20 protein-coding genes are annotated in these 25,607 nt (G+C 72.3%); 13 read left to right on the forward strand and 7 right to left on the reverse strand.

Annotated features, from left to right (window positions below; genetic code table 11):
* Positions 1 to 8: 8 nt before the first annotated feature.
* Together HNR61_RS49875 and HNR61_RS11220 are read left to right on the forward strand one after the other, a co-directional pair.
* Entirely contained in the window at positions 9 to 359 is a 351-nt protein-coding gene (locus HNR61_RS49875; RefSeq protein ID WP_312897846.1) for a type II secretion system F family protein, read from the forward strand.
* The gene (locus HNR61_RS11220; RefSeq protein WP_246442415.1) at positions 356 to 1,132 is read left to right on the forward strand and encodes a type II secretion system F family protein; all 777 of its coding nucleotides are present in this window, start codon (positions 356 to 358) and stop codon (positions 1,130 to 1,132) included. Before HNR61_RS49875 ends, HNR61_RS11220 begins: the two co-directional genes overlap by 4 nt.
* A 427-nt stretch (positions 1,133 to 1,559) precedes the next feature.
* On the opposite strand, the gene HNR61_RS11225 is transcribed toward HNR61_RS11220, so the two are convergent.
* Positions 1,560 to 2,402: a helix-turn-helix transcriptional regulator gene (locus HNR61_RS11225; RefSeq protein WP_182843020.1), complete on the reverse strand. Its 843-nt coding sequence runs from the start codon at positions 2,400 to 2,402 to the stop codon at positions 1,560 to 1,562.
* A 136-nt stretch (positions 2,403 to 2,538) separates the two neighbouring features.
* Here HNR61_RS11225 and HNR61_RS11230 point away from each other — a divergent pair, with 136 nt between their 5' ends.
* From HNR61_RS11230 to HNR61_RS11250, 5 genes are all read left to right on the forward strand, one after another.
* Positions 2,539 to 3,396, forward strand: coding sequence for an NAD(P)-dependent oxidoreductase (locus HNR61_RS11230; RefSeq protein ID WP_182843021.1), 858 nt, complete (start codon positions 2,539 to 2,541; stop codon positions 3,394 to 3,396).
* Positions 3,397 to 4,404: 1,008 nt separating this feature from the next.
* Entirely contained in the window at positions 4,405 to 4,620 is a 216-nt protein-coding gene (locus HNR61_RS11235) for a DUF4244 domain-containing protein (RefSeq protein WP_246442417.1), read from the forward strand.
* Positions 4,621 to 5,766: 1,146 nt separating this feature from the next.
* Entirely contained in the window at positions 5,767 to 6,318 is a 552-nt protein-coding gene (locus HNR61_RS11240; protein ID WP_182843222.1) for a TadE family type IV pilus minor pilin, read from the forward strand.
* Between the two features lie 389 nt (positions 6,319 to 6,707).
* Positions 6,708 to 7,166: an Rv3654c family TadE-like protein gene (locus HNR61_RS11245; protein ID WP_182843022.1), complete on the forward strand. Its 459-nt coding sequence runs from the start codon at positions 6,708 to 6,710 to the stop codon at positions 7,164 to 7,166.
* 402 nt (positions 7,167 to 7,568) lie between these two features.
* Positions 7,569 to 8,783 carry a hypothetical protein gene (locus HNR61_RS11250; RefSeq protein ID WP_182843023.1) on the forward strand — a complete coding sequence of 405 codons (1,215 nt, stop codon included), beginning with the start codon at positions 7,569 to 7,571 and terminating at the stop codon, positions 8,781 to 8,783.
* A 116-nt stretch (positions 8,784 to 8,899) separates the two neighbouring features.
* Here the strand turns inward: HNR61_RS11250 and HNR61_RS11255 are convergent, their stop codons facing one another.
* Positions 8,900 to 11,200, reverse strand: coding sequence for a DNA 3'-5' helicase SftH (locus HNR61_RS11255; RefSeq protein ID WP_182843024.1), 2,301 nt, complete (start codon positions 11,198 to 11,200; stop codon positions 8,900 to 8,902).
* A 250-nt stretch (positions 11,201 to 11,450) separates the two neighbouring features.
* On the opposite strand from HNR61_RS11255, the gene HNR61_RS11260 reads away from it, so the two are divergent.
* The 6 genes from HNR61_RS11260 to HNR61_RS11285 all read left to right on the forward strand — a co-directional run bounded on the left by HNR61_RS11260 (position 11,451) and on the right by HNR61_RS11285 (position 18,365).
* Positions 11,451 to 11,804, forward strand: coding sequence for an STAS domain-containing protein (locus HNR61_RS11260; RefSeq protein WP_067483866.1), 354 nt, complete (start codon positions 11,451 to 11,453; stop codon positions 11,802 to 11,804).
* A 15-nt stretch (positions 11,805 to 11,819) separates the two neighbouring features.
* On the forward strand, positions 11,820 to 12,284 hold the full coding sequence (locus HNR61_RS11265) for an ATP-binding protein (protein ID WP_067814072.1): 465 nt from the start codon (positions 11,820 to 11,822) through the stop codon (positions 12,282 to 12,284).
* Positions 12,285 to 12,482: 198 nt separating this feature from the next.
* Positions 12,483 to 13,208 carry a polyprenyl diphosphate synthase gene (uppS, locus tag HNR61_RS11270; RefSeq protein ID WP_182843025.1) on the forward strand — a complete coding sequence of 242 codons (726 nt, stop codon included), beginning with the start codon at positions 12,483 to 12,485 and terminating at the stop codon, positions 13,206 to 13,208.
* Positions 13,205 to 14,671: an oxygenase MpaB family protein gene (locus HNR61_RS11275; protein ID WP_246442421.1), complete on the forward strand. Its 1,467-nt coding sequence runs from the start codon at positions 13,205 to 13,207 to the stop codon at positions 14,669 to 14,671. Before uppS ends, HNR61_RS11275 begins: the two co-directional genes overlap by 4 nt.
* Before the next feature lie 434 nt (positions 14,672 to 15,105).
* Positions 15,106 to 17,544 (forward strand): sodium-translocating pyrophosphatase, encoded by a 2,439-nt coding sequence (locus HNR61_RS11280; RefSeq protein WP_182843026.1) that lies wholly within the window; start codon positions 15,106 to 15,108, stop codon positions 17,542 to 17,544.
* 350 nt (positions 17,545 to 17,894) lie between these two features.
* Positions 17,895 to 18,365 (forward strand): SixA phosphatase family protein, encoded by a 471-nt coding sequence (locus tag HNR61_RS11285; protein ID WP_182843027.1) that lies wholly within the window; start codon positions 17,895 to 17,897, stop codon positions 18,363 to 18,365.
* Positions 18,366 to 18,375: 10 nt separating this feature from the next.
* Here HNR61_RS11285 and HNR61_RS49880 read toward each other — a convergent pair whose 3' ends face one another.
* From HNR61_RS49880 to HNR61_RS11310, 5 genes are all read right to left on the reverse strand, one after another.
* Complete coding sequence (locus tag HNR61_RS49880; RefSeq protein WP_182843028.1) at positions 18,376 to 20,640, reverse strand: FUSC family protein; 2,265 nt, start codon at positions 20,638 to 20,640, stop codon at positions 18,376 to 18,378.
* 56 nt (positions 20,641 to 20,696) lie between these two features.
* Positions 20,697 to 21,908, reverse strand: a complete 1,212-nt coding sequence (gene serB, locus HNR61_RS11295; RefSeq protein ID WP_182843029.1) for a phosphoserine phosphatase SerB — start codon at positions 21,906 to 21,908, stop codon at positions 20,697 to 20,699.
* 64 nt (positions 21,909 to 21,972) lie between these two features.
* Positions 21,973 to 22,995, reverse strand: a complete 1,023-nt coding sequence (locus tag HNR61_RS11300) for an S-adenosylmethionine:tRNA ribosyltransferase-isomerase (protein WP_182843030.1) — start codon at positions 22,993 to 22,995, stop codon at positions 21,973 to 21,975.
* Between the two features lie 16 nt (positions 22,996 to 23,011).
* Complete coding sequence (locus HNR61_RS11305; protein WP_182843031.1) at positions 23,012 to 24,388, reverse strand: MFS transporter; 1,377 nt, start codon at positions 24,386 to 24,388, stop codon at positions 23,012 to 23,014.
* Entirely contained in the window at positions 24,385 to 25,071 is a 687-nt protein-coding gene (locus tag HNR61_RS11310) for an SDR family NAD(P)-dependent oxidoreductase (RefSeq protein WP_182843032.1), read from the reverse strand. The genes HNR61_RS11305 and HNR61_RS11310 overlap by 4 nt, the downstream gene beginning before the upstream one ends.
* Between the last annotated feature and the right edge of the window lie 536 nt (positions 25,072 to 25,607).

A 25,607-nucleotide genomic window follows, 5' to 3' on the forward strand; every position in this document is an offset into this window, starting at 1 on the left:
CGGCGGTCGTGCCGGGAGCGGAAGGGCTGCGCCTCCTGGCGGCCTGCTGGCGCATCGGAGCCGAACGCGGCGGGACCCTCGCCACCGTCCTGGACGGCCTGGCCGCCGCGCTCCGCGACGAGGAGGCCCAGCGCCAGGAGATCGCCACCCAGCTCGCGGGGCCCCGCACCACCGCCCGGATGGTGGCCTTCCTCCCGCTCCTCGGCCTGGGCATGGCGGCGATGCTGGGAGCGAGGCCCCTGGAGTTCCTTCTCGGCACCCTCCCGGGCGCGGCCTGCCTCATCCTCGGCGTGGCCCTCGACCTGGCCGGACTGCGCTGGACGCGCCGACTCGCCCAAGCGGCGGAGGGTCCCCGATGATGGCCGAGGCCGCGACCGTCCTGGCCATGACCGCGGCCGCCTACCTCTGGACCGGCACCCCCAACGCCGCCGAGCGACGCCTGACCCGCCCTCTCCCCACCCCCGCGTCCCAACGCGAAGCGAACAGCGGCGACACCCCACCAGCGACCAGGACAAAGGCCGGCGACCAGCGCGAGACGATGCTGCGCTGGGCGGCGGTGGCCGGCGTCGCGGTGGGCTGCGTGGTGGTGCTGGGCGTCCTGTTCGGCGGAGTGGCGGCGATCATCCTGGGCGCCCTCCTCCACCGCTCCTTCGAACGGCTCGAACGGGCGGAGCAGCGCGCCCGCCGGGCCCGCCTGATCGCGGACCTGCCCATCGCGGTGGACCTCCTCGCCGCCTGCCTGCGCGGCGGCACCCCGTGGAACGCGGCGGTGGACGCCGTGGCGGAGGCGGTCGGCGGGCCGGTCGGCGAGGAGTTGCAAGCGTTGGGGATCAGGATCGGACTGGGCGTCGACCCGGAAGAAGCCTGGCTCGACCTGGCCCGGGACCCGGTCCTCGCCCCGCTGGCCCGAACGGCCGCCCGCGCGGCCGACAGCGGAGCGGCTCCGGCCGCGGCACTGTCCCGCCTGGCCCGCGACCAACGCCGCGCGGCCCACGCGGCGGCCACGGCCCGCGCCCGAGCGGCAGGCGTCCGAGCCCTGCTCCCGCTGGGCCTGTGCTTCCTGCCGGCCTTCGTGTGCATCGGCATAGTCCCCGCGGTAGCGGGCCTGGCAGCTCCCCTGACCTTTCCCTGAATCCCAGAAGGACCTTCCGTTCCGCCCCCAAGGCGGCCAACGCCCCCGTGCACACCCACAACTTCGCGGTGCCATTCCCCAACCGAAGAACAACGCCACCTGCAAGAGCCACAGCATGACTTGCGAAAACACCAAAAACAGTACGCGCCAAACACCCGTCACCAAAGACGAGGAAATTCAAGAGATGAAACGCAACAGATCGGCCGCCAATAACAGCTTGACCGGCCACCCTGGGGCGAAAACCCCTCGCCTCTCCCGATGGATCCCCGTTGAACTCAGTCCAACCACAGCAACGCTGTGACCTGGTCTTTCGTTGTCCTCACTCTTCAATCGAATATCACCTTCACCCTGTGGCCAGAAGTGAAAGCGAGACAACCGTGGTCCCACCCGTCGCCAGAGGACCCGAACCCGCCTGACCGCTGCCGCCTCAGCCGTTCACCTCCGCCATTTCGAGCAGCAGCATCGCGTCGTGGTCGGGGGTGCCCGGCTCCGCCTGGTAGACCACCAGCCGGTGCCCCTCGCTGCGCGCGACGGTCAGCACCTCGTAGGACAGGGTCATGGGGCCGACGGCGGGATGCTGGAAGCACTTGCGGCCGTTGGTGCGCTTGCGCACGTCGTACCGCTCCCACAGGGTGGCGAACTCCCGGCTCTTGACGACCAGCTCTCCCACCAGGCCGACCACGTCGGGCGCGTCGGGGTAGGTCCCGGCGACGGCGCGCAGATGGGCCACCGTGGCCGCGGCCACCTCGTCCCAGTTGCCGTAGACGCGTTTCCCCTGCGGATGCAGGAACGTGTAGCGGGCGGTGTTCCGCAGCGCCAAGGGCCATTCCTCGATCCCCGGCAGCAGCCTCATCCCCGCCTCGTTGGCGGCCAGCAGGTCGTTGGCCCGGCCCAGCGCATAGGCGGGGTACGGACGGACGATCTCCAGCAGCCGCCGCACCTCCGCCCTGATCTGCTGGGGCGGCCGGGCGGCGGCGTTCGGCTTGACCGCGGGAGCGTTGGCCAGCTCGAACAGGTGCCCGCGTTCGTCCTCGTCCAGCCGCAGCACCTCGGCGATCGCCTCCAGCACCGGCGGGCTGGGGTTGCTCTGCTTCCCCTGCTCCAGCCGGGTGTAGTACTCGATGCTCACCCCGGCCAGCATCGCGACCTCTTCGCGGCGCAGTCCGGGCGTACGGCGGCGTCCGGTGGTCGCGGGCAGCCCCGCCTCCTGGGGCGAGATCCTGGACCGCCGGACCTTCAGGAACTCTCCCAAATCCGCCTTCGTCGCCACCGCTCGAGTATGTCGCGCCGCCGGCGAACCAAGGGATGCCCTCCCAGGGCCCCCCTTGGATGGGCCTGCCTCGTCACCGGCCAGGCCGAGCACCGTGGTGCCACAAGCCGATCAGGCGCTGACCAGGGAGGGAACGATGGCGGTTGTGGCGATCGTCGGAGTCGGCATCATGGGCCGGGGCATGGCGGTCAACCTGGTCCGCGGCGGGCACGACGTGATCCTGTGGAACCGCGGCCCGCTGAGCCCGGAAACGCTCTCCTCGATCCCGGAGACCACGCTGGTAGCCTCCACGCCGGCCGATGCGGCTCGCCAGGCCGACGTGGTCTTCGAGGTGACCGCCGACGACGAGTCCTCACGCGCGGTCTGGCTGGGCCCCGAAGGCATCCTGGCCGGTGCCCGCCCCGGCACGATCCTGATCTCCTCGGCCACCCTGTCGGCCGACTGGATCGCCCAGCTCGCGGACGCCTGCGCGGAGCGGGCGCTCACCTTCTACGACATGCCGCTGACCGGCGGGGCGGAGGGCGCCCGGACCGGCAACCTGACGATGCTGGTCGGCGGCGACCCGGCACGGCTGCCCGGACTCGACCCGGTGCTGAGGGCCATCTCCCGGGAGGTCCGGCACTTCGGCCCGGTCGGTTCCGGTACCCGCTTCAAGCTGGTGCTCAACGCGCTCCAGGCCGCGCACATGACCGCGTTCGGCGAGGCCATGAAGCTCGCCGCGGCGGCGGGTCTGGACCTGGACCAGGTGGGCGCGGCACTGCGGGAGCGGCCGGGCGGCGTCATCACCAGGATGGCGCACGACAACCTGGTCACCCCGCCCGAGCCGATCAACTTCTCCGCCGAATGGGCGCGCAAGGACCTGGACTACGCCGCCCGCCTGGCCGGACCGACCGGCTACCCGCTCCTCGACGCCACCCTGTCGGTCTTCACCCAAGCGGTGGCCGATGGCCACGGCCGAGAGGACTGGAGCGTCGTCAACCGCCTCACCCCTTGACCGACCCCATCCGCATGAACACCAGCCGGACGGACCGACGGCCAGACGACAGGACGGGTCCACCCGTCACGGGCTGACCGCCGGCCGCCGACACCAAGGGCGCAGCAGACATCCAGAGGATGCACCGAAACAGCCCCCCAACGCCCAACCTTGCGGCGCGGACCCGGACGATGAGCCAAAGGCGGCACCGTCGGGCCAGGCACCACATTCCGCACTTTCCACCCAACGGCCCAGAGGATTCGCGCAGCGACCGTGCGCGGCGACTGCGCCCCTAAGACCCAGCCAAACCGTTTGCGCACCGTGACGCCGACGAACCCGGGGCGCACCCCACCCCGTTCCACGTTGAGCCAGGACGACCACCATCCCGTCCAGCCCCACGAACTCCACAAGGGGGCATGACCATCCGCAGCAATGACGCACTCCTGATCGGGATCGGCCAGGGCGCGAGCGCACCAGCCACCCCCGGCCCTGCCCAGCTACTCCAAGGCGTCCGGCGCGACCTCCCAGCCGATGAGCTCATGGAGGTCCGCCGAGGCGGCAGAGCATCAACATGAGGACCCAGTAGCGAGACAGCAGCTACAACCACACGTCGACAGCCGCAACAAGAACGGCAACCTCGTAACGGGTGGCGATCCCACGCCCGGCCGGGGTGGCTGAAACAACGCTGATCCACGTTGCGGCACCGCTGGATCCATCCGGTCAGAGCCGCAAGGCCGATTCACCCATGCACCGCGCCGATCACCGGCCGCCCCACCCGGTCACCTGCCCGCATAGCGCGCACGCCACAGAGACGGAGCCGGTGAGGGCTGTGCCCCCACCAAGGAACGACTGGCCAAGGACGACCACAACGCCACTGTGAACCTTCTGATCATTGCCCGCACGTCACGGTCGACGCCCGCGAAAGAAGTTATCCACAGGTCGCCGCAGAGGCTGGAGACGATCAGTCCATGCCCCGCACTCTGGGAACGCGGGCGCACCGAGCGTCCCGAGCGATGGAAGGAGTTCCCGATGAGAACGATGAGGGCGCGGCTGGCCAGGGCACTGCGGGTGCTGAAGCGGCGCTGGAGGGGAACCCGGGATCGAGGCGCGGCGACGGCCGAGTACGCGGTCGTCCTGGTCGCCGCCACGGCGTTCGGCACCGCCCTCTTCAAGATCGTAACCAGCCAGGAAGTCCGCAACCTGCTCTTAACGATCTTGAAAAAGGGTCTCCATCTGAGCAGCTGACAACTGCCCGACAGCGCTGGCGGTCACACGACTCCCACATGCGTTCACCGCAAGCCCCACAAGCGCGCATAGCCCTACGCAAGCAGCACCGCACGCAACCTCACGCCCACCCCGGCGTGTGCAGCCCGTGACGTGCGACAACACGGACCCGCGCGAATCCACGTGCGGCTCCCGTACGTGCGGGCGCTGTACGCGACACGCGACCTTGCGCCCAGCTCCGACGCGCAGCCCACCCAGCCTTCGCGTACAGCCCTGCACGTACAAACCTGTCCACGCGCCCCCACGCCGGGCTCTGCACGCAAACTCGCACATGACCTCGCACGCCGTGCCCATGCGCGGCTCCTGCGAGAGCAAGCCGCAATACGCGCGATGACATTGGAGGTGAGACCTGAGAACGTTCGTGCGCCAAGCGCCAGGAACATCCGCCGAGGGCGGCAGCACGGTGACCGGGAACCAGCAACGCTCCAGCCAGAAGCGATGCCTGCGATTCCCTAACCTCCTCCGCCGTCCCCAAGGCTGGTCACCATGCGCGCGGAGTGAAGCGCCAATCGTTTCTGAAACCAGCCAGCAAACGTTCCAGATTCTCGCCTCCCAAGCCGACGCAGGCTGTCGCACGTAAGCGCGGACCAGCGCATATGCAAGCTCGCACGTGACCCAGACGCAAGCCCACACGGCCTACGCGGATCTGCGCCTCGTTTTCCACCACATGCCAAAACGCTGTCCGCACGTGGCGCTGTCCGCACGTGGCGCTGTCCGCACGTGGCGCTGTCCGCACGTGGCGCTGTCCGCACGTGGCGCTGTCCGCACGTGGCGCTGCCGGTGGGGCGCTGTCCGTACGAGTGGTGTTTGCGCGGGTGGTGCTGACCTGAGGTGGCATTAGCGGGTGGAGAAGCGCTCCTGAAGCCACGCTCACGGGGTGGCGGTTGACGAGGCAGCGCACGTTCGAGGCAGCGCACGTCTGCGGGGGTGTGTGCATGAAGTGGTGCGTCTGTGTGGGGGCGGGTTGTGAGCGAGGTTCGTTGGGATGCGCGACGAGGGGCTCAGGGTCTGGGAACTGAGCGCATCAGCAGAGGAGGGCTAGGCATGTACGTGCGAGGAGATTTGCGAAACAGAGAGGTGCGAACCAGACGCGCCCCGGCGGAAGGGATGCCAGTGAGTGGCTTTCGTGTGGAGGAGGCGGCGAAGAGAAGAAGGTGGGCAGCGCTCGTACGAGTAGATGGTGTGCGAGCCGAGAGCGCGCGGGTGAGATCGGTGAGAGCTGGGCCCCTGCGGGATCGGGGGGCGGTTACGGCGGAGGTCGCCTTGGTGTTGCCCACGCTGGTGCTGGTCACAGCGGTTGCGTTGTGGGGGATTCGGGTGGCGTCGGTTCATCTGGCCTGCGCGGACGCGGCTCGTAGCGGGGCCCGTGCGGCTGCGAGGGGAGAAGCCCTCCCTGCGGTTCGGGATTTCGTGGCCCGTGCGATTCCGCGTGGTGCGGCGATCGATATCCGTCGTGATGCCGCGACCACCCGGGTTTCCATCACCGCCAAGATTCCGGCCCCGGCTGCGGCCAGGCTTCCGCCTCTCACCGTTCAGGCTCATGTCATCGCGGCCACCGAGCCCGGTACGGCTGGCCCTGCTGAGGCTGGTCCTGCCAAGCGCGGTCCGATTGAGCTCGGGGACGTTGGAGCTGATGCGCATTCGCCCCGAGACCGCTGATTGGGCTTGGAGCGTGCTGGGCGCGCGGGGTCGTTCAGCGCAGGGCTCTCGGGCCGGACAGCCGTCGGGGCCGAAGTGCGGTGAGTTCCTGATGCCGGTGCAGTGGCCGTCGTGGCTGGGCTTTGGCGCGTTCTGGTCGGTGGGTTTGGAGCCGTGGGGCCTGGGACGGAGGGGAGCACGCTGGGCGGCGAGGAATCCACGCGGTGACGGGTGGAGTGATGGGCCTGGCTGGTCCGTGTGCCGTGGCTCCTGCGCCGGCGGGTCAGATCGCGAAGCGGTGTCGCGCTCACCGAGAGCTGGTGAGGCGCGAGCCCCAGGGGAGCGCCGTGGGCCAGGGTGTTTGAAGCACGGGCTGGAAGCTCGGTGGGTGATGAGGGGGTGAGGGGCTTATGGGCGGGGTTAGTCGTTTGTGGGATGGAGGGGGAGGAGGGAGGCCGACTGAGGAAGGGAGTGTGGCTCGGGGTTCTTGGAAGCGGCGCGGGCTGTGGAGGTGTGAGGGCGCGCGGGAGCGGGGAGCCGGGGCGGTCTGGGTGCTCGCGTTCATGGCTGTCGTCTGGCTCGTCGGGGCCGCGGTCGTTGTGGGAGGTGGTGTGCGGATCGCTCGGCAGCGCGGGGAGGTCGCGGCTGACCTTGCGGCGTTGGCGGGGGCCGCGCGTGTCGGGGAGGGGGAGCGGAGCGCCTGTCGGGTGGCCGGACGGATCGCGAACGGTTCCGGCGGACGCCTGGCGGTGTGTTCGGTGCGGGGTGCGATCGTCGAGGTCGAGGTGGTCGTCGGCGTCCGTGTGCCGGTCGGGGGCGGTGGGCTCCGGATCGTTTCCCGGGCCAGGGCTGGCCCTGTCGGGCCGTAGGGCGTAACCTGACGCCCCCGTGGATCGTTGCACCCGGTGTCAATAGGTGCCCGGAGGTGGGTGTTGGCGACGATGGAGTCGCTTTGTCACCTTCCTGTGACTTCTGTTACTGGGTAGTACGTTACGCTTCCGTAAGCCCGTAGTTATCACTCGACACAGCGGCCACTCACCCCCGAAGGCCGAAGACCCCCGCAGGGCTCGGTGTCCGGGCGTGAGCAGAACGCTGTCGGCAGATCATCCGATGAAGGGATTGAGGCCGTGACCAGGATTCGCAGGTTCGGTGCAGTCGCTCTCGCCGCACCCCTTGCGATGGCTTTCCCGGTTCTCGCCGCGACCCCGGCCCAGGCTGCGGGGACGGGTGTCACCTCTCCCGCGAACGGCGCTGTGATCACTAGCGGCTCCGTGGCGACCGTCCGCGCCAACATCGGCACCTGGCCTCCGTTCGCGAAGCTCTGGGTGGACGTCCCCGGCGTGGGTGACACCTATCTCACCTCGCGTACCGGCCGTGGGTCCATGTCGGGCACCGTCTCGGTGCGCCGCAACGGCCGTTACAAGGTCACGGTCAGAGGCTCCATCTTCAACGACACCTACGCCACCAGCACCTTCACCGTGCGCATCCCCCCGGCGCGTCCCAGCGGGTTGTCCACCAGCGTGTCCGGGCGCAACGTCACCGTCCGCTGGAACCTCGGGCTTGAGGACGACCTGACCGGCTACACGGTCAGCGGCAACGGCGTCACCCCCGCCAGCGGTGGTGTCGGCAGGTTCTGCTCCGGTACGAGCTGCTCGGCCACGTTGAAGGCCGGCGGGAACGTGAGCACGGCGTCGATCAGCGTGCGGGCCCAGCGGCCGAGCGGCACGGGCGGTTCGGTCGCTTCGGGCGCGAGCATCGCCAAGGCGACGTTCAGCAACGGTGACAACGGGGGCAGCACTCCTCCGCCGTCCTCCAACGTGCCGTCGACGCCGCCCGGCACCACGCCGCCGAGCCAGACGCCGCTCACGCCGTTCAACAACCAGTCGCCGGTCACCCTGCCGTCGGTGCAGCCGCCGGGCAGCACCCCCGGCTTCACCTACCCGGCCCCGCAGGTCCTCGGGACGAGCGCGCCGAAGGCCACGAACGCCGCGGCGACCGACAGTCTGCAGTGGGGCAAGAGCATAGGCATCGCCCTGATCCTGCTGGTCATCGCCGCCCACCTGGGCACCTGGACGCGGCGGCTGCGGGTCGCGCAGGCCGGGGTCAGCGACAAGGGCATGGCCGCGCGCATGGCCCGCGCCGGGGTCGGCCGCAAGCGCGTCGCCCGGCAGCGCGAGCAGATCGCCCGCGCGGAGGCGCTGGCGAAGACCGTCGGGACCTCCGCCAAGCCCGGCCGGTCCACCAAGGCCGCGGTGAAGGACGCCAAGGCCCCCGGCGCCACCAGGACCGCGGCCCTCGCGGTGAAGGCGGGCGACACCAAGACCGTGTCGGCGGCGGCCAAGGCTCCGGCCGCCAAGCCCGCCCGGCGGCGCCCGGCGACGCTGGGCAGGCGCCAGAGCGGCGTCGAGGTGCGGATCGCCGGCAAGGACGGCGCCCAGCCCGCCGGGGGGCACCGCGCCAGGAAGCACCGCAAGAGCGCCAAGTAGGCGAGCACCCGTACGGGACGGCCGCCGGCTCCGGAAGGGGCCCGGCGGCCGTTTCCGTCATCGGCCACCGCGCCGTTCGCTCCCGTGGACCTGTCCCCGGACGGGTGCGGTGTCGGTCAGGGACGGCCCTGGAGGAGTTCGCCGAGCATCAGCAGGGCTCCCTGCTTGTCCAGCGGGTCGTTGCCGTTGCCGCACTTGGGGGACTGGATGCACGACGGGCAGCCCGACTCGCACTCGCACGCCGCTATCGCGTCGCGGGTCGCCGTCAGCCACTCGGCCGCGTCGCGGTAGCCGCGTTCGGCGAAGCCCGCCCCGCCCTCGTGGCCGTCGTAGACGAACACCGTCAGCAGGCCGGTGTCGGGGTGCAGGGCGGTCGACACGCCGCCGATGTCCCAGCGGTCGCAGGTCGCGAACAGCGGCAGCAGGCCGATCGAGGCGTGCTCGGCGGCGTGGGCCGCGCCCGCCACGTCCATGTCGCCCAGCGCCTCGATCTGGTCGGGTGACAGCGTCCACCACACCGCGCGCGTGCGCAGCGTGCGGGGCGGCAGGTCGAGGGGTTTCTCTCCGAGCATCTCGCCGGTCTGGAGGCGGCGCATCTGGTAGGCGACGACCTGGTTGGTGACGTCGACCGTGCCGAAGTTCAGGGTCGCCTCGCCCCACCTGGTCGAACGCAGCCGTTCCACGATGGTGATGTCGGTGACGTCGCGGGCCGTGGTCGAGTAGTCGGGGTCGGCGGGCTCCACCAGGGCGACCGCGTCGTCCAGGTCGAGGGTCTGCACGACGAACGACTCGCCCTGGTGCAGGTAGACCGCGCCCTCGTGGACGTGCGAGTGGGACGACGCCTCGTCCACCGTGCCCAGCAGGCGGCCGGTGCCCAGCTCGACCACCTGCACGGGGACGCCGCCGGCGCCCCGGATGTCGGCCATGTCGCAGGCGCGGTCGCGGCGGGTCCAGTACCAGCCGGCGGCGCGGCGGCGCAGCATGCCCCGCCGGACCATGTCGGGCAGCAGGTCCGCCGTCGTGGGGCCGAACAGCTCGGCGTCGGCCTCGGTCAGCGGGATCTCGGACGCCGCCGCGCACAGGTGGGGTTCGAGGACGTAGGGGTTGTCGGGGTCCAGGACCGTCGCCTCGACGGGCGTGCCGAAGATCGCCTCCGGGTGGTGGACGAGGAACGTGTCCAGCGGGTCGTCCCGCGCCACCAGCACCGCCAGCGCCTGCTGGCCCGACCGCCCGGCGCGCCCGGCCTGCTGCCACAGGGAGGCGCGGGTGCCGGGCCACCCGCAGATCACCACGGCGTCCAGCCCGGACACGTCCACGCCCAGCTCCAGCGCGTTGGTGCTGGCCAGGCCCACGATCTCGCGGGCGCGCAGGGACGCCTCCAGCGCGCGGCGCTCCTCGGGCAGGTAGCCCGCGCGGTAGGCCGCCACATGGTCGACCAGTGGGGGGGCCGCTTCGGAGAGGGCGCGCTTGGCGCCCAGCGCGACGGCCTCGGCCCCCCGGCGGGAGCGCACGAACGCGAGCGTCTGCACGTCCTCCACCACGAGGTCGGCGAGCAGGTCGGACGCCTCGGCCGTCGCGGTGCGGCGCACCGGCGCGCCGTGCTCCCCGCGCAGGTCCGTCAGCGGCGGCTCCCACAGCGCGAACGTCGCGGGCCCGCGCGGCGAGGCGTCGTCGTCCACCGCCACCACGTCCAGCCCGGTGAGGCGGGACGCGGCCGCGGCGGGTTCGGAGGTCGTCGCGGACGCCAGCACGAACGTGGGCGAGGCGTGGTAGCGGGCGCAGATCCGCCGCAGCCGCCGCAGGATCTGCGCCACGTGCGAGCCGAACACGCCCCGGTACCCGTGCGCCTCGTCGATCACGACGTAGCGCAGGCGGCGCAGGAAGCCGCTCCACCGGGCGTGCGCGGGCAGTATGGCGCGGTGCAGCATGTCGGGGTTGGTCAGCACGTAGTTGGCGTGCTGGCGGATCCAGGAGCGCTCGTCGTAGGGCGTGTCGCCGTCGTAGGCGGCGGCGCGGACCCGCGTCAGCCGCAGGCGCCGCAGGGCGCGCAGCTGGTCGGCGGCCAGCGCCTTGGTGGGCGACAGGTACAGCACGGTGCCCGCGTCGCGTTCGTTCTCGGCGTAGAGGGAGGCGACGGCGGGCAGCAGGTAGGCCAGGGACTTCCCGGACGCGGTGCCGGTGGCGACGATCACAGACCGGCCCGCGTGGGCGTGTTCGGCGGCTGTGACCTGATGCTCCCAGGGCGCCTCGATCCCGGCGGCTGTGAGCCGTCGCACCAGCACCTCGGGTGCCCACTCCGGCCACTCCACATGACGGCCTTGACGTGCGGAAACATTCTCCACATGGGTGATGCGGCCGCGGCGGGAGGGGTCCGCCAGCAGCCGGTCCAGGGGAGAAGAGGATCTTTGGTCGCCCATCAGGTTTTCAGTCTGCCAGCATGGGCAAAACTACGGGAACGCCCCGGCGCCGGTGGTCCCGTTCCCCCTGCCACGACCGGCAGATCAGCAGGTCAGACGGGATGGCGCGAAGTTTCGCCCAGTCGGGCGATAACCTGCCTGCACACGGCCGGAGCGTGGTTGAATTTCGACGGAGTTCCGTCGCCCCGGCCGTCCGACCCGGATGTCCGGGCGTCGGAAATCGGATGTGCTGTACGGCGCTGGAGGACCTGTGGACCTGAAGGTGAACGACTACACCACCGACGACGGCCTGACCGTCATCACGGTGGAAGGCGAGATCGACGTCTACACGGCGCCGAAGCTTCGCGAGAAGCTCATCGATCTGGTCAACAAGGGCAAGTTCCACCTGCTGGTGGACATGGAGAAGGTGGAGTTCCTGGACTCGACGGGACTGGGCGTCCTGGTCGGCGGGCTCAAGCGGGTCCGCGCCCACGACGGCTCGCTGGAGCTGGTCTGCACCCAGGAGCGCATTCTGAAGATCTTCCGCATCACGGGCCTGACCAAGGTCTTCGGCATCCACGACTCGATCGCCGATGCCGAGGAGAAGCGCAAGGGCGCCAAGTAGGCGGCCACCGCTGAGATGGCGACCGTTGAGCTCTCATTCAGTGCGCTGCCCGTCCACGTCCGCACGGCCCGTCTGATCGTCACCGCCGTCGCCCGGCGCAGTGGCATCGACGAGGACCTGCTGGACGAGGTGCGGCTGGCGGTCGGCGAGGCGTGTTCGCGGGCCGTGGAGGCGCACCGTCTGCACTGCCCCGATGAGCCGGTGCGGATGGAGATGACCGCCGCCGAACGGCGGTTCGAGGTCATCGTGAACGACTCGGTTCCCGGCGACGACTCCTCCGGGACCGGAAGGCCCACCACCCCTGCTGACCTGCCCAAGGTGACCGGACCGGACGATCTGGAGTTCGCGTTGGGCGACGGCGCGGCCGACCTCGGTCTGGCCGTGATCGCGGGACTGGCCGACGACGTGGACATTTCCACCACCCCCAAAGGCGTCCAGATCCGCATGAGCTGGCCGGTCGAGGCGGCTCCCACCACCTGAGGACGCCCGAGACGCCGATGAAGGCCCCGCACTCCCGTGCGGGGCCTTCGTCACGTTCGGGCCGGACGGCGGCGGGCTTCCCGCCTGGCCACGAATTCCTGAAGTTCACCCCCTCCACACGCTTCGTCGCTTACAGTGACGAAGGTGTCGCATGTCGTCCTGCCGGCGGACGTGCGGCGCGGGTGAGGAGGTCGGTGGATGACGGGACCACCGCGCCATGTGGCGTGCGTGATGGACGGGAACGGCCGGTGGGCCGCGCGGCGGGCGCTGCCCCGGACGGCGGGACACGCGGCGGCCGAGGCCGCGGTGATCGACACCATCGAGGCCGCGCACGCCGCCGGGGTCGAGTGGCTGAGCCTGTACGCCTTCTCCACCGAGAACTGGCGCCGCCCCGCGACCGAGGTGGACTTCCTCATGCGGCTGGTGCGGCGGACCGTCCGCAAGCACGCGTTGACGCTGCACGCCCGGGGCGTACGGTGCCGGTTCCTGGGCGCCGCCGACCCCAGGGTCCCGCCGCCGCTCGCCCGTGACATCGCCGACCTCATGGAGCTGACCCGCGACAACCGGCGGCTGACGTTGACGGTCGCGTTCGACCACGGGGGACGCCGCGACATCGTGGCGGCCGCGCGGGCGCTCATCCGCGACGGGGTGCCCGCCGAACAGGTCACCGAGGAGAGCTTCGCGCGCCACCTGCCCCACCCGGACATGCCGGACGTGGACCTGGTCATCCGCACCTCCGGAGAGCAGCGGATCTCCAACTTCCTGCTCTGGCAGGTGGCGTACGCCGAATGGATGTTCCCCAGGGTGCTGTGGCCCGACTTCCGGGCCGGACATTTCTGGGAATGCCTGGACGCCTACCGGCGGCGCGAGCGCCGGTTCGGCGCGGTCCCGGCACCGGCCACGACGGAAGAGAGAACGCGATGAGCGACACCATGCCGACCACGCCCGCCCCCGGCGCGCCCGACCCCGCGACCCTGCTCGGGCCGGACTCGTTGCTGTACGGCTTCTGCGACGACGCCCGCTGGGGCCTGGCGGTGATGCGGGCGACGGCCCTGGAGGCCGCCCACCCCCAGATCGGCGCCGCGCTGCTGGAGAACTCCACGTTCGTGGCGCACCCGTGGCGGCGGCTGCGCAACACGCTGGTCAGCACGCGACGCGTTCTCAGCGGCGACCCCGCCGTCCGCGACCGGGAGGTGGCCCGGCTCAACCGGCTCCACGGGCGCCTCGCCGGCACCGACGAGCGGGATCGCCCGTACAGCGGGCTGGACCCCGAGGCGCGCGCCTGGGTGGTGGCGACGCTGTTCGACTCGACGGTCACGATGTGCCGGATGAGCGGCGAGTCCCTCGACGGACCCACCATGGAGCGGCTGTACGCCGAGTTCCGGGCGTTCCTGGCGCTGCTGGAGGGCCGGTACTCCGATCACCTCCCGCCCACGGTGCGCGAGTTCTGGCCCTACTACAACGAGGTGCTGGAACGGGGCCTGGAGAACAACGAGGCGTTGCGGATCATCCTGTTCCGGCTGTTCGCGCACGTGCCCCCGCCGCCGCTGCTGCGCGGGCGGCCCGCCGTGTGGGCGGTCGGCCGGGCCGTGGCCGGGCCGGTGGCGGCGGCGGTCGTCGCGGCGTCGCTGCCCGAGGCGTTCCGGCGGCAGATGGGCGTGGGCGACCTGCCGGGCGCACAGACGCTGACGCGGGGCGTCCACGTCGGCACCGGTGTGGCGACGCGGCTGCTGCCGGAGGCGTGGACGCGGACCGAGACGGTCATGAGCCTGCTGGACCCCGACCAGGCCACCGGACCCGGCGCCGACGCGTTGGCGGCGCTGCGCCGTCGGGCGGGCCGCGCCGGGGCACTGTTCCGGCTGCTCACGCCCGCTCCCGACGACGGCGGCGCGGACGGGACCGCACAGCGTCCGGCCGACCGCTTCTTCGCCGAGGTGCTGGACCAGACCGGTGACGGGTACCTGGAATGGCCCGACCTCGCCGCCATGGCACGGGAGATCGCCACCCGGCTCGACCTGGACGCGGACGGCGAGGAACGGCTGTACGAGGCGTTCGCGGCCTGGTGGCGCGAACTGGTGGCCGTCCTGGACGCCGACGGCGACGGGCGCGTCACCCGGCAGGAGTACGCCGCGTCCGCCGGGTCCCTGGCCGGGCCCGCGCTGATCAGGGTCGCCGAGACGCTGTTCGAGGCCGCCGACGCCGACGGGGACGGGACGATCAGCGCCGAGGAGCACCGCACGCTGTTCCGTTCCGCGTTCGCCCGCGAGCTGGTCGACCCGGACACCGGCGGCCGGTACTCGCGCAGCGCGTTCGTGCGGGAGTTCGTGGCGTTCATGGCGGGCCGCAGGAACTCGACCGCCTACGACGGGCTGCTCGCCCACGGCTGACCGCGGGGGAGTGTTCCCTTTCCGGGAACGGCGTCGCCGGTGGCCCGTATGTGGCAATATAAGATCGTTTTCCGGTCGCGGGAGTCGGGGCTTTTCCGGACAGTTCCACTTCGGCTTTTCTGTAGGACCGGATGTGGCGCGTGGGGCGGGCGTGGCAGAAAACGGCCACTGGTGCCGCTGGTTCAAGAGACACGTGATGAGCTGCTGAAACGCGGACAGAGAACATGTCTTTGTCAAAACTCAAGCCCGCCTTTGTTGCGCTTCGGCGTCGTTTTCGTTCAGTGAGGCGCGTTCTTCCTGTCGTCCAAGGGTCTGCGCTGGCGCCCGGTGTTCGTGTTCACCGTGGGAAGTGTTCCAACCCGTCACCCGCGGGGTACTCGATAAAGATCGTCCCTAGGGGCGATTCCATCGCCACGCTCCCTTGAGGAGGACGGATGTCTGGGCTTCCCCTGTCGAGCCCGGCCGGCGCGCAAGTGGATCTCGGTGGCGGCGACCTGACCCTGGTCGTCATCGTCGCGGTGGTCGCCCTGCTGGCGCTCGCCGTCGCCGCCGCCCTGGTCCGCGAGGTACTGGCCGCCGGTCAGGGCACCGAGAAGATGCAGAACATCGCGCGCGCGGTGCAGGACGGCGCGCTCGCCTACCTGAAACGCCAGTTCCGCACCGTCGCGATCTTCGTGGTGCTGATCCCGCTGGTGCTGTTGCTGCTGCCCGCCGACTCCATGGGGGAACGGATCGGCCGGTCGGTGTTCTTCGTCGTCGGAGCGGCGTTCTCGGCGGTCACCGGGTTCACCGGCATGTGGCTGGCGGTGCGCGGGAACGTGCGCGTCGCCGCCGCCGCGCGCGAGCAGGACGGCGAGCGCAAGGCGATGCGGATCGCGTTCCGCACCGGCGGCGTGGCCGGGATGTTCACCGTGGGCCTGGGCCTGTTCGGGGCCGCGGTGGTGGTGCTGGCCTACCAGGGCGACGCGCCGAAGGTGCTGGAGGGCTTCGGCTTCGGAGCGGCGCTGCTGGCGATGTTCATGCGGGTCGGCGGCGGCATCTTCACCAAGGCCGCCGACGTCGGCGCCGACCTCGTCGGCAAGATCGAGAAGGGCATCCCCGAGGACGACCCGCGCAACCCCGCCACCATCGCCGACAACGTCGGCGACAACGTCGGCGACTGCGCCGGGATGGCCGCCGACCTGTTCGAGTCCTACGCGGTGATGCTGGTCGCCGCGCTGATCCTGGGCACCGCGGCGTTCGGAACCGAGGGCCTGGTGTTCCCGCTGATCGTCCCGATGATCGGTGTGATCACGGCGGTGATCGGGATCTTCGCGGTCGCGCCGCGCGCCAAGGACCGCTCCGGCATGTCGGCGATCAACCGGGGCTTCTTCCTGTCGGCGCTCATCTCCGCCGTGCTCGTCGCGGTCGCGGCGCTGCTGTACCTGCCGTCGTCGTTCGCCCGGCTCACCGGAGTCACCGACCCGGCGATCCGCGACCTGGACGCCGACCCGCGCTGGGTGGCGTTCGGCGCGGTGCTGATCGGCATCGTGCTGGCCAGCGCGATCCAGCTGCTCACCGGCTACTTCACCGAGACCAGCCGCAAGCCCGTCAAGGAGGTCACCGGCAGCGCCCGCACCGGCCCCGCCACCGTCATCCTGTCGGGCATCTCGCTCGGCCTGGAGTCGGCGGTCTACACGGCGCTGGTGATCGCCGGTGCGGTGTACGGGGCGTTCCTGCTGGGCTTCGGGAACACCACGGTCGCGCTGTTCGCGGTCGCGATGGCCGGGACCGGGCTGCTCACCACCGTCGGCGTGATCGTGTCGATGGACACCTTCGGCCCGGTGTCGGACAACGCGCAGGGCATCGCCGAGATGTCCGGCGACGTGCAGGGCGAGGCCGCCGCCGTGCTGGAACGCCTCGACGCGGTCGGCAACACCACCAAGGCGATCACCAAGGGCATCGCGATCGCCACGGCGGTGCTGGCGGCGACCGCGCTGTTCGGGTCGTTCCGGACGACGGTGGTGAGCGCGCTGCAGAACGCCGACCAGGAGGCCAGGGACGCCCTCGGGACGTTCGGGAACTTCAGCCTGTCGATCGACAACCCGAACGTGCTGATCGGCCTGATCGTCGGCGCGTCGGTGGTGTTCCTGTTCTCCGGCCTGGCGATCATGGCGGTCGGCCGGGCGGCGGGCCGGGTCGTGGTGGAGGTGCGCGAGCAGTTCCGCAGCAAGCCCGGGATCATGGACTACAGCCAGCAGCCCGACTACTCGCGCGTGGTGGACATCTGCACCCGCGACGCGCAGCGCGAGCTGGCCACCCCCGGGCTCCTGGCGATCATGACGCCGCTGGCGGTCGGGTTCGCGCTCGGGTACGCGCCGCTGGGGGCGTTCCTGGGCGGCGCGATCGCGGCCGGGGTGCTGATGGCGGTGTTCCTCGCCAACTCCGGCGGCGCCTGGGACAACGCCAAGAAGCTCGTCGAGGAGGGGCAGCTCGGCGGCAAGGGCAGCGAGGCGCACTCCGCCACAGTGATCGGGGACACGGTCGGCGACCCGTTCAAGGACACCGCCGGACCCGCGATCAACCCGCTGATCAAGGTGATGAACCTGGTCGCACTGCTGATCGCCGACGCCGTGGTGACCTACGCGGGCAACCTGTGGCTGCGCGTGGCCGTCGCGGTCGCCGCGGTCGCCGTGGTGGTCGCGGCCATCGTGGTGTCCAAGCGCCGCGCCGACCCGATCGGCGGCTCCACCCCGGCCGCCGAGGGCGCGCCCGCGCCCGCCGCCGTCGGCGCGCCGGACGCGACCCCGGGCGCGGCGCCCGAGGAGCCGCTCCCGGCGGAGAACGGCCGCACCGCCAAGCCCGAACGGGAGGCCCCGCCCGAGACCCGCTGAGTTCACCCACGACCGGTGTCCCGACCTCGGGGCACCGGTCGTACGCTGTACGAGGTGCGGATGTCTCCACGCCCGCGTACAGACCTGTGGGGGAAAGCGACGATGACCGGAGAGAAGAAGACGGTGTCCGGGGCCAAGGGCTTCGCGATCATCCTGATCGCGATGATCGCCATCTTCGTGGCGCTGATGCTCCTGGGGTACGCGGCGTCCCCCAAGAACTAGACCGTGTTCCAAAGCCCCGGCCCACGGCGCTCGCCCGGGGGCTCGCACCTCACCAGGTCACGCGCTCGCGTGCGTGGCGGGGTCCACTTCGAAACAGGCCCTGACCGGTTCTGGCTAGGGTGGCGGGCATGCCGACGCTCATCGTGCTGCGCCACGCCAAGGCCGTCACGGGCCTCGGGCTGCCCGACTCCGACCGCACCCTGGCCGACCGGGGCCGCCGCGACGCGGCCGCGACCGGCGACTGGCTGCGCGCCCACGACCTGGTCCCCGACCGCGCCCTGGTCTCGACGGCGGCCCGCACCCGCGAGACGTTCGCGCTGCTGGACCTGAAGACCCCCGTGTCGTACGAGCCGACCCTCTACGACAACGACCCGGACGTCGTCCTGGACCTGGCCCGCCAGGCCGACGACGCGGTGGGGACGCTGCTGGTGGTGGGCCACAACCCGTCCATGCACCAGGTGGTCCACGACCTCACGGCCGAGGCCCCGCAGGAGTTCCCGACCTGCGCCCTGGCGGTCATCGACCTCCCGGCCCCGTGGACGGGCCTCCGCCAGGGCGCGGGAACCCTGAAGACCTACCGCACCCCCAAGTCCGCCTGACCTCGTCGGGTCACCGGCCCGCGGGGGCCCGGGGGGAGCGGGTGGCGGTATCGATCATTTCTTCGGTGTCGCGGCGCAGGGCGCGGACCGCGTAGCGCGTTCCCGAGACCTGGAGCAGCGCGTGGCGCAGCGGCGTGAACTCGTCGGTGCCCACGCCCGCCGCCACCTCCGCGCGGCGGCGCTTGGCCAGCGAGGACAGGTGGTCGTCCAGGTCGGCGAACTCCTCGTCCAGGCGTTCGGCCGGGGTCGGGGCCTCGGGGGCGCCCCTCAGGTCCCCGGACTCCTCGATCTCGTCGGCCGCCTCCTCCAGGCGGTCGGCGATGCGGTCCAGGATCTCCGGGATCGGGCCCGCGTCGACCGACTGCTCGCGCGCCATCCGGCCCACCGCGATCAGGTGGTCGCGGACGCGGTGGGCGGCGGCCACCGTCGACCGCAGGCGGGAGATCCGCTCGGTGTCGGGGACGCGTTCGTCGGCCAGGCGGGTGCGGGTCTCCGACACCGTCTCGGCCGCCTGCTCGGCGGCGACCAGCCGGTCGTGGGGCAGGGTCTCGCGTTCGCCCTCCACGACCTCGGCCGCCGAACGCGCCAGGTCCGCGTGGGCCGTCAGCATCCTGCCGAGCTGGACGGGCAGGCGCTCGGCGTGGCCCGTCGGCCACAGGAGGCGGACCGCCAGGAACGCCAGCGCGCCGCCCGCCAGCGTCAGGGCGATCCGCTCCCCGGCCGCCGTCCAGTCCGAGGGCGTCGAGAAGTCCAGCAGCATCATCGCGAGCGGAGTGCCGAACAGCGCCCAGTAGGCGAAGTTCACCGGCCGCATCGTGAAGCCCAGCAGGGCGAAGCCGAACAGGATCAACGTGGCCGTCGTCTGGTTCGGGGCCAGCGCCAGCAGCACCGCGGCGACGATCGACCCCACGGCCGTGCCGACGATCCGCTGCGTCAGGCGCGTCACGGTCTCGCCGTAGGTGCCGCGCAGGCACATCATCACCGTCAGCGACATCCAGTGGCCGTGCGGCAGCCTCAGCGCGGCGGCCAGCGCCATCGCCACCGCGACCGTCAGCCCCACCCGCGTGACCTGCCGGAAGCCGGGGGAACGGGTCCGCACCGCCCGTCCCATCCGGTCCCACGCCGACACCGGGTGCGGGGCGGGCAGCCGGCGGGGCGGGCCGACGCCGATGCGGACGCCGCCCGCGACGATCCGGCGGGCCGCGTCCACCGAGCCCGCGATCCGGTCGATGGACCGCCGGACCTGCCCGATCAGCGCGGCCGCCACCAGGTCCTCGTCCCCGGCCAGCCCGGCGCGGCGGATCTTCTCGGACTGGCGGGCCAGCCGCCGCACCGCCATCGACTCCATCGAGCCCAGCGGCGCGTCGCCGGGGCGGGCGACCGCCCCGGCCAGCAGCCGGACGCGGGCGGCGAGCGCGGCCACGGCGACCCGCGCCTCCATCTCCCACTCGCGGTCCGGCGGGCGGCGGCCCGCCGCCTCGACCAGCGTCCGCAGCGCCACCGTCTCGTGCATGACCCGCGCCAGGGCGTCGATGAGGCGTTCGGGGCGGGACGGCTCCTCCCGGTTGCGGCCCGCGCGGTAGAAGCCCACGGTGGTGCGGGCCGCCCCGATCGCCCGCGACGCGGCGCGCCGCCGTTCCTCCCAGACCGGCACGCGGGCCACCGCCGCCAGGTCGGGGTCGGTGATGTCCACGGCGTCCAGCGCGGAGGTGTCGGACGTCCCGATCTCCTGGGCGACCGCGTCCAGGGCCTCGGCGACGGCGTCGGCCGCCTCCGCCAGCGCCGCCCGCAGGGGCCGCAGCCGCCGCGCGGGCCACGGCGCGAGCAGCAGCAGACTGGCCAGCAGCCCGCCGAACAGCTCCAGGAAGCCGTTGTAGACGACGTCGTGGGTGGGCGGCCGGACGGCCGTCAGCAGCACCGCCAGCGCCGCCGTGGGACCGATCCAAGTGATCATGCTGCCGAGCGCCACGATCGGCGGCACCACCAGCACCGCCAGCCAGGTGTGCCCGGCCAGGTGCCCGCCGACCGTCGCCCCGGCGGCGACGACGAGCACGGCGCTGGCCAGGTTGCGGGCGCGGTGCCCGTAGGGGCCCTCGGGGGCGCGCAGCGCCACCAGGTACGCCCCCAGCGCGATCATCGCCCCCTGGGCGGCGTGTCCGGTGGCGGCCCCGGCCAGCAGCGGGACGGCCATCGCGAGCGCGGCGGCCAGCCCGTAGAACGGGGCGGCCCGCCCCTCGATCCGGGCCAGACTCTCCCGGAACCCCTCGAACGCCACGTCTCCCCCCTTACCCCGCGATCAGCCGGAACGATCACATCGGGGCGCGGGCGGCATCAGTCGGCGGGCGTGCCCGGGTCGGCGGCGTCGGCCGCCTCGATGTCCTCCCGGGAGATCCCCAGCAGGAACAGGATCGTGTCGAGGTAGGGGACGTTCACGGCGGTGTCGGCGGCCTGCCGGACGACGGGCTTGGCGTTGTAGGCGATGCCGAGCCCGGCGGCCTGGAGCATGTCCAGGTCGTTGGCGCCGTCGCCAATCGCGACGGTCTGGTTGACCGGGATGCCCGCCTCGCGGGCGAACCGCTCCAGCGCGGTGGCCTTCCCGGCGCGGTCGATCACGGGCCCGACGACGCGGCCGGTGAGCTTGCCGTTCGCGATCTCCAGCGTGTTGGCGGCCGAGTAGTCGATCCCCAGGTCCTCCACCAGCGCGTCGGTGACCTGCGTGAACCCGCCGCTGACGATCGCGAACTTGTAGTCCAGCCGCTTGAGCGTCCGCACCATCGTGCGCGCCCCGGACGCCAGGCGCACCTTCCGGCGGACGTCGTCGATCGCGGCGGCGTCGAGCCCGGCCAGCAGGGCGACGCGCTCGCGCAGCGACCCCTCGAAGTCGAGCTCGCCGCGCATGGCGGCCTCGGTGACCTTGGCGACCTCGTCCAGGCACCCGGCGTGCTCGGCGAGCAGCTCGATGACCTCGCCCTGGATCAGGGTCGAGTCGACGTCCATCACGATCAGGCGCTTGGCGCGGCGGTGCAGCCCGCCCGGCTGGACGGCCACGTCCACCTGCCGCTCGGCGGCCTCCACGGCGAGCGCGGCCCGCAGCCCCTCGGGGTCGGCGCCCGACACGTCCATCTCGATGCAGGTGACGGGGTAGTGCGCGAGGCGCTCGATGCGGTCGATGTTGGCGCCGTTGGCGGCGATCCGGCCCGCGATCCCGGCCATGGCGGCGGGCCTCAGCGGCGCGCCGAGCACGGTGACGTGCAGGCGTCCCCGGCGGCGCGGCACCGACTTGTCGCGGCCGGTGGACAGCTCGACCTCCATGTCGAGGTCGGTGGCGACGCGTTCGGCGGCCTGCCACACCTGCCCGATGTCGGCGCCGCCGTCGTAGGCGACCAGGACGCCGAGGACGAGGCGGCCGCGGATGACGACCTGCTCGACGTCGACGACGGTCAGCGGGAACTCGGCCAGCGTGGTGAACAGACGCGACGTCACTCCGGGGCGGTCGCGGCCGGTGAGCGTGATGAGCAGCGTGCGCTGTGGTGAGCCGTCCATGCTGCTCACCACGGTACCGGTCCGGCGGCGGCGGCGTGTGTGACGTCCACCATCCGGGACGCCCTCACGGCAGGAGCAGGTTCAGGTCCCCGAACTCGTGCCAGAGGTAGCCCTCGGCGAGCGCCGCCGCGTACACGTCGGAGAGCAGGTCCGATCCGGCGATCGCCGACAGCATCATCAGGTGCGACGACCTCGGCTCGTGCAGGCCGGTGAGCAGCCCGTCCACGGTGTGGACGCCGTGCTCGGGGGTGACGACGTGCTCGGTCCAGCCGCGCGAGGCCCGCACGCGTTCGCCGTCGAACGCCGTCTCCAGCGCCCGCACGACGGTGGTCCCGACCGCGATCACGCGTCCGCCGCGGTCCCGCACGTGCCCGACCAGCGCGGCCGTGGCCTCGGGCACCTCGTAGCGCTCGGGGTAGGGAGGCTCGTGCGCCTCGGGCGAGGCGACGCCGGTGTGCAGCGTGACGGGCGTGACCAGCACTCCCCGGGACACCAGCCGCGTGACCAGCTCGGGCGTGAACGGCCGTCCCGCGCTCGGCATCTCGGCGCCGCCGGTGGACCGGTCGGACGCGAACACCGTCTGGTACGCCGCGGTCGGCCAGTCCCGCCGCACGTACCCGTACCGGATGGGAACGCCGTGCCGCCGCAGGTACGGGACGACGTCGGTGCTCAGCCGCGCCCGCCACAGCCGTCCGGTGTGCCGGGCGGCCAGCGTCAGCGTCGCCCCGCCCGGCATCGGGATCCACTCGCCGGGGGAACCGCCCCGGTAGGGCTCGCTGCCCTTGCCGGCCCGCCGCCGCAGCTCCACCAGCCAGGTCCGGTCGTCGCCGCCGGGCAGCGGGGTGGAGAAGTGGACGGCGATCCGGTCGAGGCGGACCGCGGCGGGCAGCGTCGCGGAGGTGTTCACCACGAGCAGGTCACCGGGCGACAGCAGGTCCGGCAGGTCACCGAACCCGTGGTGGCTCACCTGCCCGTCCGCCCGGCGGCCGACCAGCAGCCGCACGCCGTCGCGGGCGCGGCCCCGGGCCTCGGGAGGCTCGCGGGCCTCCAGGGAGGCGGGCAGTTCGAAGTCGAGGAGCACGTTCATGACATCGGGTCTCCTGTCAGGGGCGGGTCTCCAGGCGGAGGGCCGCGACGATTCCGAGTGCGGCGATGGCCGCGAACAGGGCTCCGGCGACGACCAGGCCGAGTTCCAGCCGGTCGGTGCCCAGCCCGGTGACCAGGGCTCCGGCGACGCCGACGACCAGGGACGAGCCGAGGGTGTCGCTGATCTGCAGGGCGGAGGAGTTGGCGCCCTGCTCCTCCTCGGCGGACTGGCCGAGCGTCAGCACCGAGAGGCTGGAGATGGCGAAGCCCATGCCCGCGCCGCCGAGGGTCCAGGCGGGCGCGGCGGCCCAGCCGTTCACCTGGAGCGCGAGCGTCACGCCGACGATCCCGGCGGTGACCAGCACCGCGCCGAGCCGCACGAAGAACGCGCGGGAGCGCCGGGACCGGCCCTGGATCTGCGAGGCGACCGACCAGCCGAGCGCGCCGACGGTCAGCGTGACCCCCGCCTGGGTGGGGGAGAAGTGGTGCAGCTTGGTCAGGGCGAGCGGGATGAACACGTCCATGCCGAAGAACGCGCCCGACAGCATCCCGCGCGTCGCGACGATGCTGGGCAGGCCGCGGCCCAGCCGCGCCGTTCCGGCGGGCAGCAGCCGGGTCAGCCCGAACGCCAGGCCCGCCACGGCGACGGCCGCGACCGGGACCAGCACCCAGGTGGGGTGGTCCAGCACGTACAGCAGCGCGCCCGCGCCGGCGGCCAGCATGACGGCCGCCAGGTAGCGCACCGGGCTCGTCGGGGCGGCCCGTCCGGCGGGCCGCAGGTCGCGCATGGCCGGGACCAGCAGCGCCGCCGCCGGGACGACCAGCGGGATCAGCCCGAGGAACACCCAGCGCCAGCCCGCGTGCTCGGCGATGGCGCCGCCGACCGCCGGGCCGATCAGCGACGGCAGCACCCACGCCGCCGACAGCGCCGCGAACACGCGGGGCCGCAGCGTCTCGGGGTACACCCGCGCGATCACCACGTAGAGCGCGACCATCGACAGGCCGCTGCCGACGCCCTGCACGGCCCGGCCCGCCACGAACAGCCACATCGTCGGGGCCAGGCCCGAGGCCAGCAGTCCCGCCACGAACGTCACCAGGCCCGCCAGCAGGGGCCGGGCCGGTCCGGAACGGTCCACCCAGCCGCCCGACAGCACGATGGCGAGCAGGCTGGCGATTAGCGTCGCGGAGAAGCCCCAGGCGTACAGCGCCAGGCCGTTCAGGTCGCGGGCGACGACCGGCATGGCGGTGCCGACCGCCATGGCCTCGAACGCCAGCAGCGTCACCAGCATCACGATGCCGATCGTGGGCGCGCGGAACCTTCCCGCCAGCACTCCGCCCCGGGGAGGCTCGGGGGCGGCCGCGGCGGAGTCGGGGGGTCCGAGGGTGGTGGTCATCGCGCACCTGCCAGGTCGGCGGCCCGGTAGCGGCCGCTGGGGGGACGGTCGGTGATCAGGCGGCGCAGGGCCGCGGCCGATTCCTCGGGGGGCGGCGCGGCGTCGGCGTCCTCCCCGGCGGCCCGCAGCATGTCGGTGCGCATCTCGCCGGGGTCGACCCACCAGACCCGCAGGCCGGGTTCCTCGGCGGCCAGCACGTTCGACAGCTGCTCCAGCGCCGCCTTGGTCATCCCGTAGCCGCCCCAGGTCCGGTAGCCCTCCACGGCGGCGTCGGAGGAGATGTTGAGGATCGCGCCGCGGCGTTCCCGCAGGTCGGGCAGGAGCGCCTGGACCAGCGCGAGCGGGGCGAGCACGTTGACGCCGAACGCGGCCGCGAGGTCGTCCAGCGGCTGGTCGGCGAGCCGGGGCAGCGGCGTGGTGCCGAGCGTCCCGGCATTGTTGACCAGCAGGTCCGGTCCGCCCCGCTCCCGGACGGCCCGGACGAGCGCGGCCCGGTGGCCGGGGTCGGTGACGTCCCCGGCCACCGGGGTCGCGTGGCCGAGCTCTCCGGCGACGGCGGCCAGGGCGTCCGGGTCGCGCGCGTTGATGATCAGGTTCCAGCCGTCCCGGGCCAGCTCGCGGGCCAACGCCCGGCCGAGCCCCCGGGAGGCTCCGGTGATGAGTGCCGTCCTTCGCTCCGCCATGCCTCGAACCTAGGGAACGCGGCGTTCGCGGGGATCGGCCGCGCGGGTCCGCCGGGGTCGTCCGATGGACCTAGGCCCTCCGGCCCCCGGGAGCCGCCCTGACATAGCGTCACGGGATTGCCAGAAAATGTGGCGCATCGACCGGAAAAGAGAGATCCTGGTCGCGCAAGCGATCGATGGTCCGCGCCGATGAGCTGCGTGTCCTCCGAAGTCGATCTTTGGGCAGGGTGGTCACGCGCCGTGTCGGTCGAGGGAGGGCGCGCCGGTGTCAGAAGCCGGAAAATCGCTCACCTACCCCACTGGATCTCATGACCGTTCCAAAGCCCCCATCCAGGCGGTAACACCCCAGGGCGAGATGGCCGGATACGGCCCCCGGCCCCACGGGTGACGCCGCGCCGGGAAAGCTAAACGGGCGGGCTGATTCGTGCGGGGACGGCCAGAGAGTACGGTCTTCACAGGTGAGTGCCGGATGCGCTCGCCGGTGGGACGAAAGGCCGGATGGACCGGGATGGGCACGGAGCGAGTGACCTGCGGGG

Source organism: Actinomadura kijaniata (assembly GCF_014138665.1).
Classification (GTDB): domain Bacteria; phylum Actinomycetota; class Actinomycetes; order Streptosporangiales; family Streptosporangiaceae; genus Spirillospora; species Spirillospora kijaniata.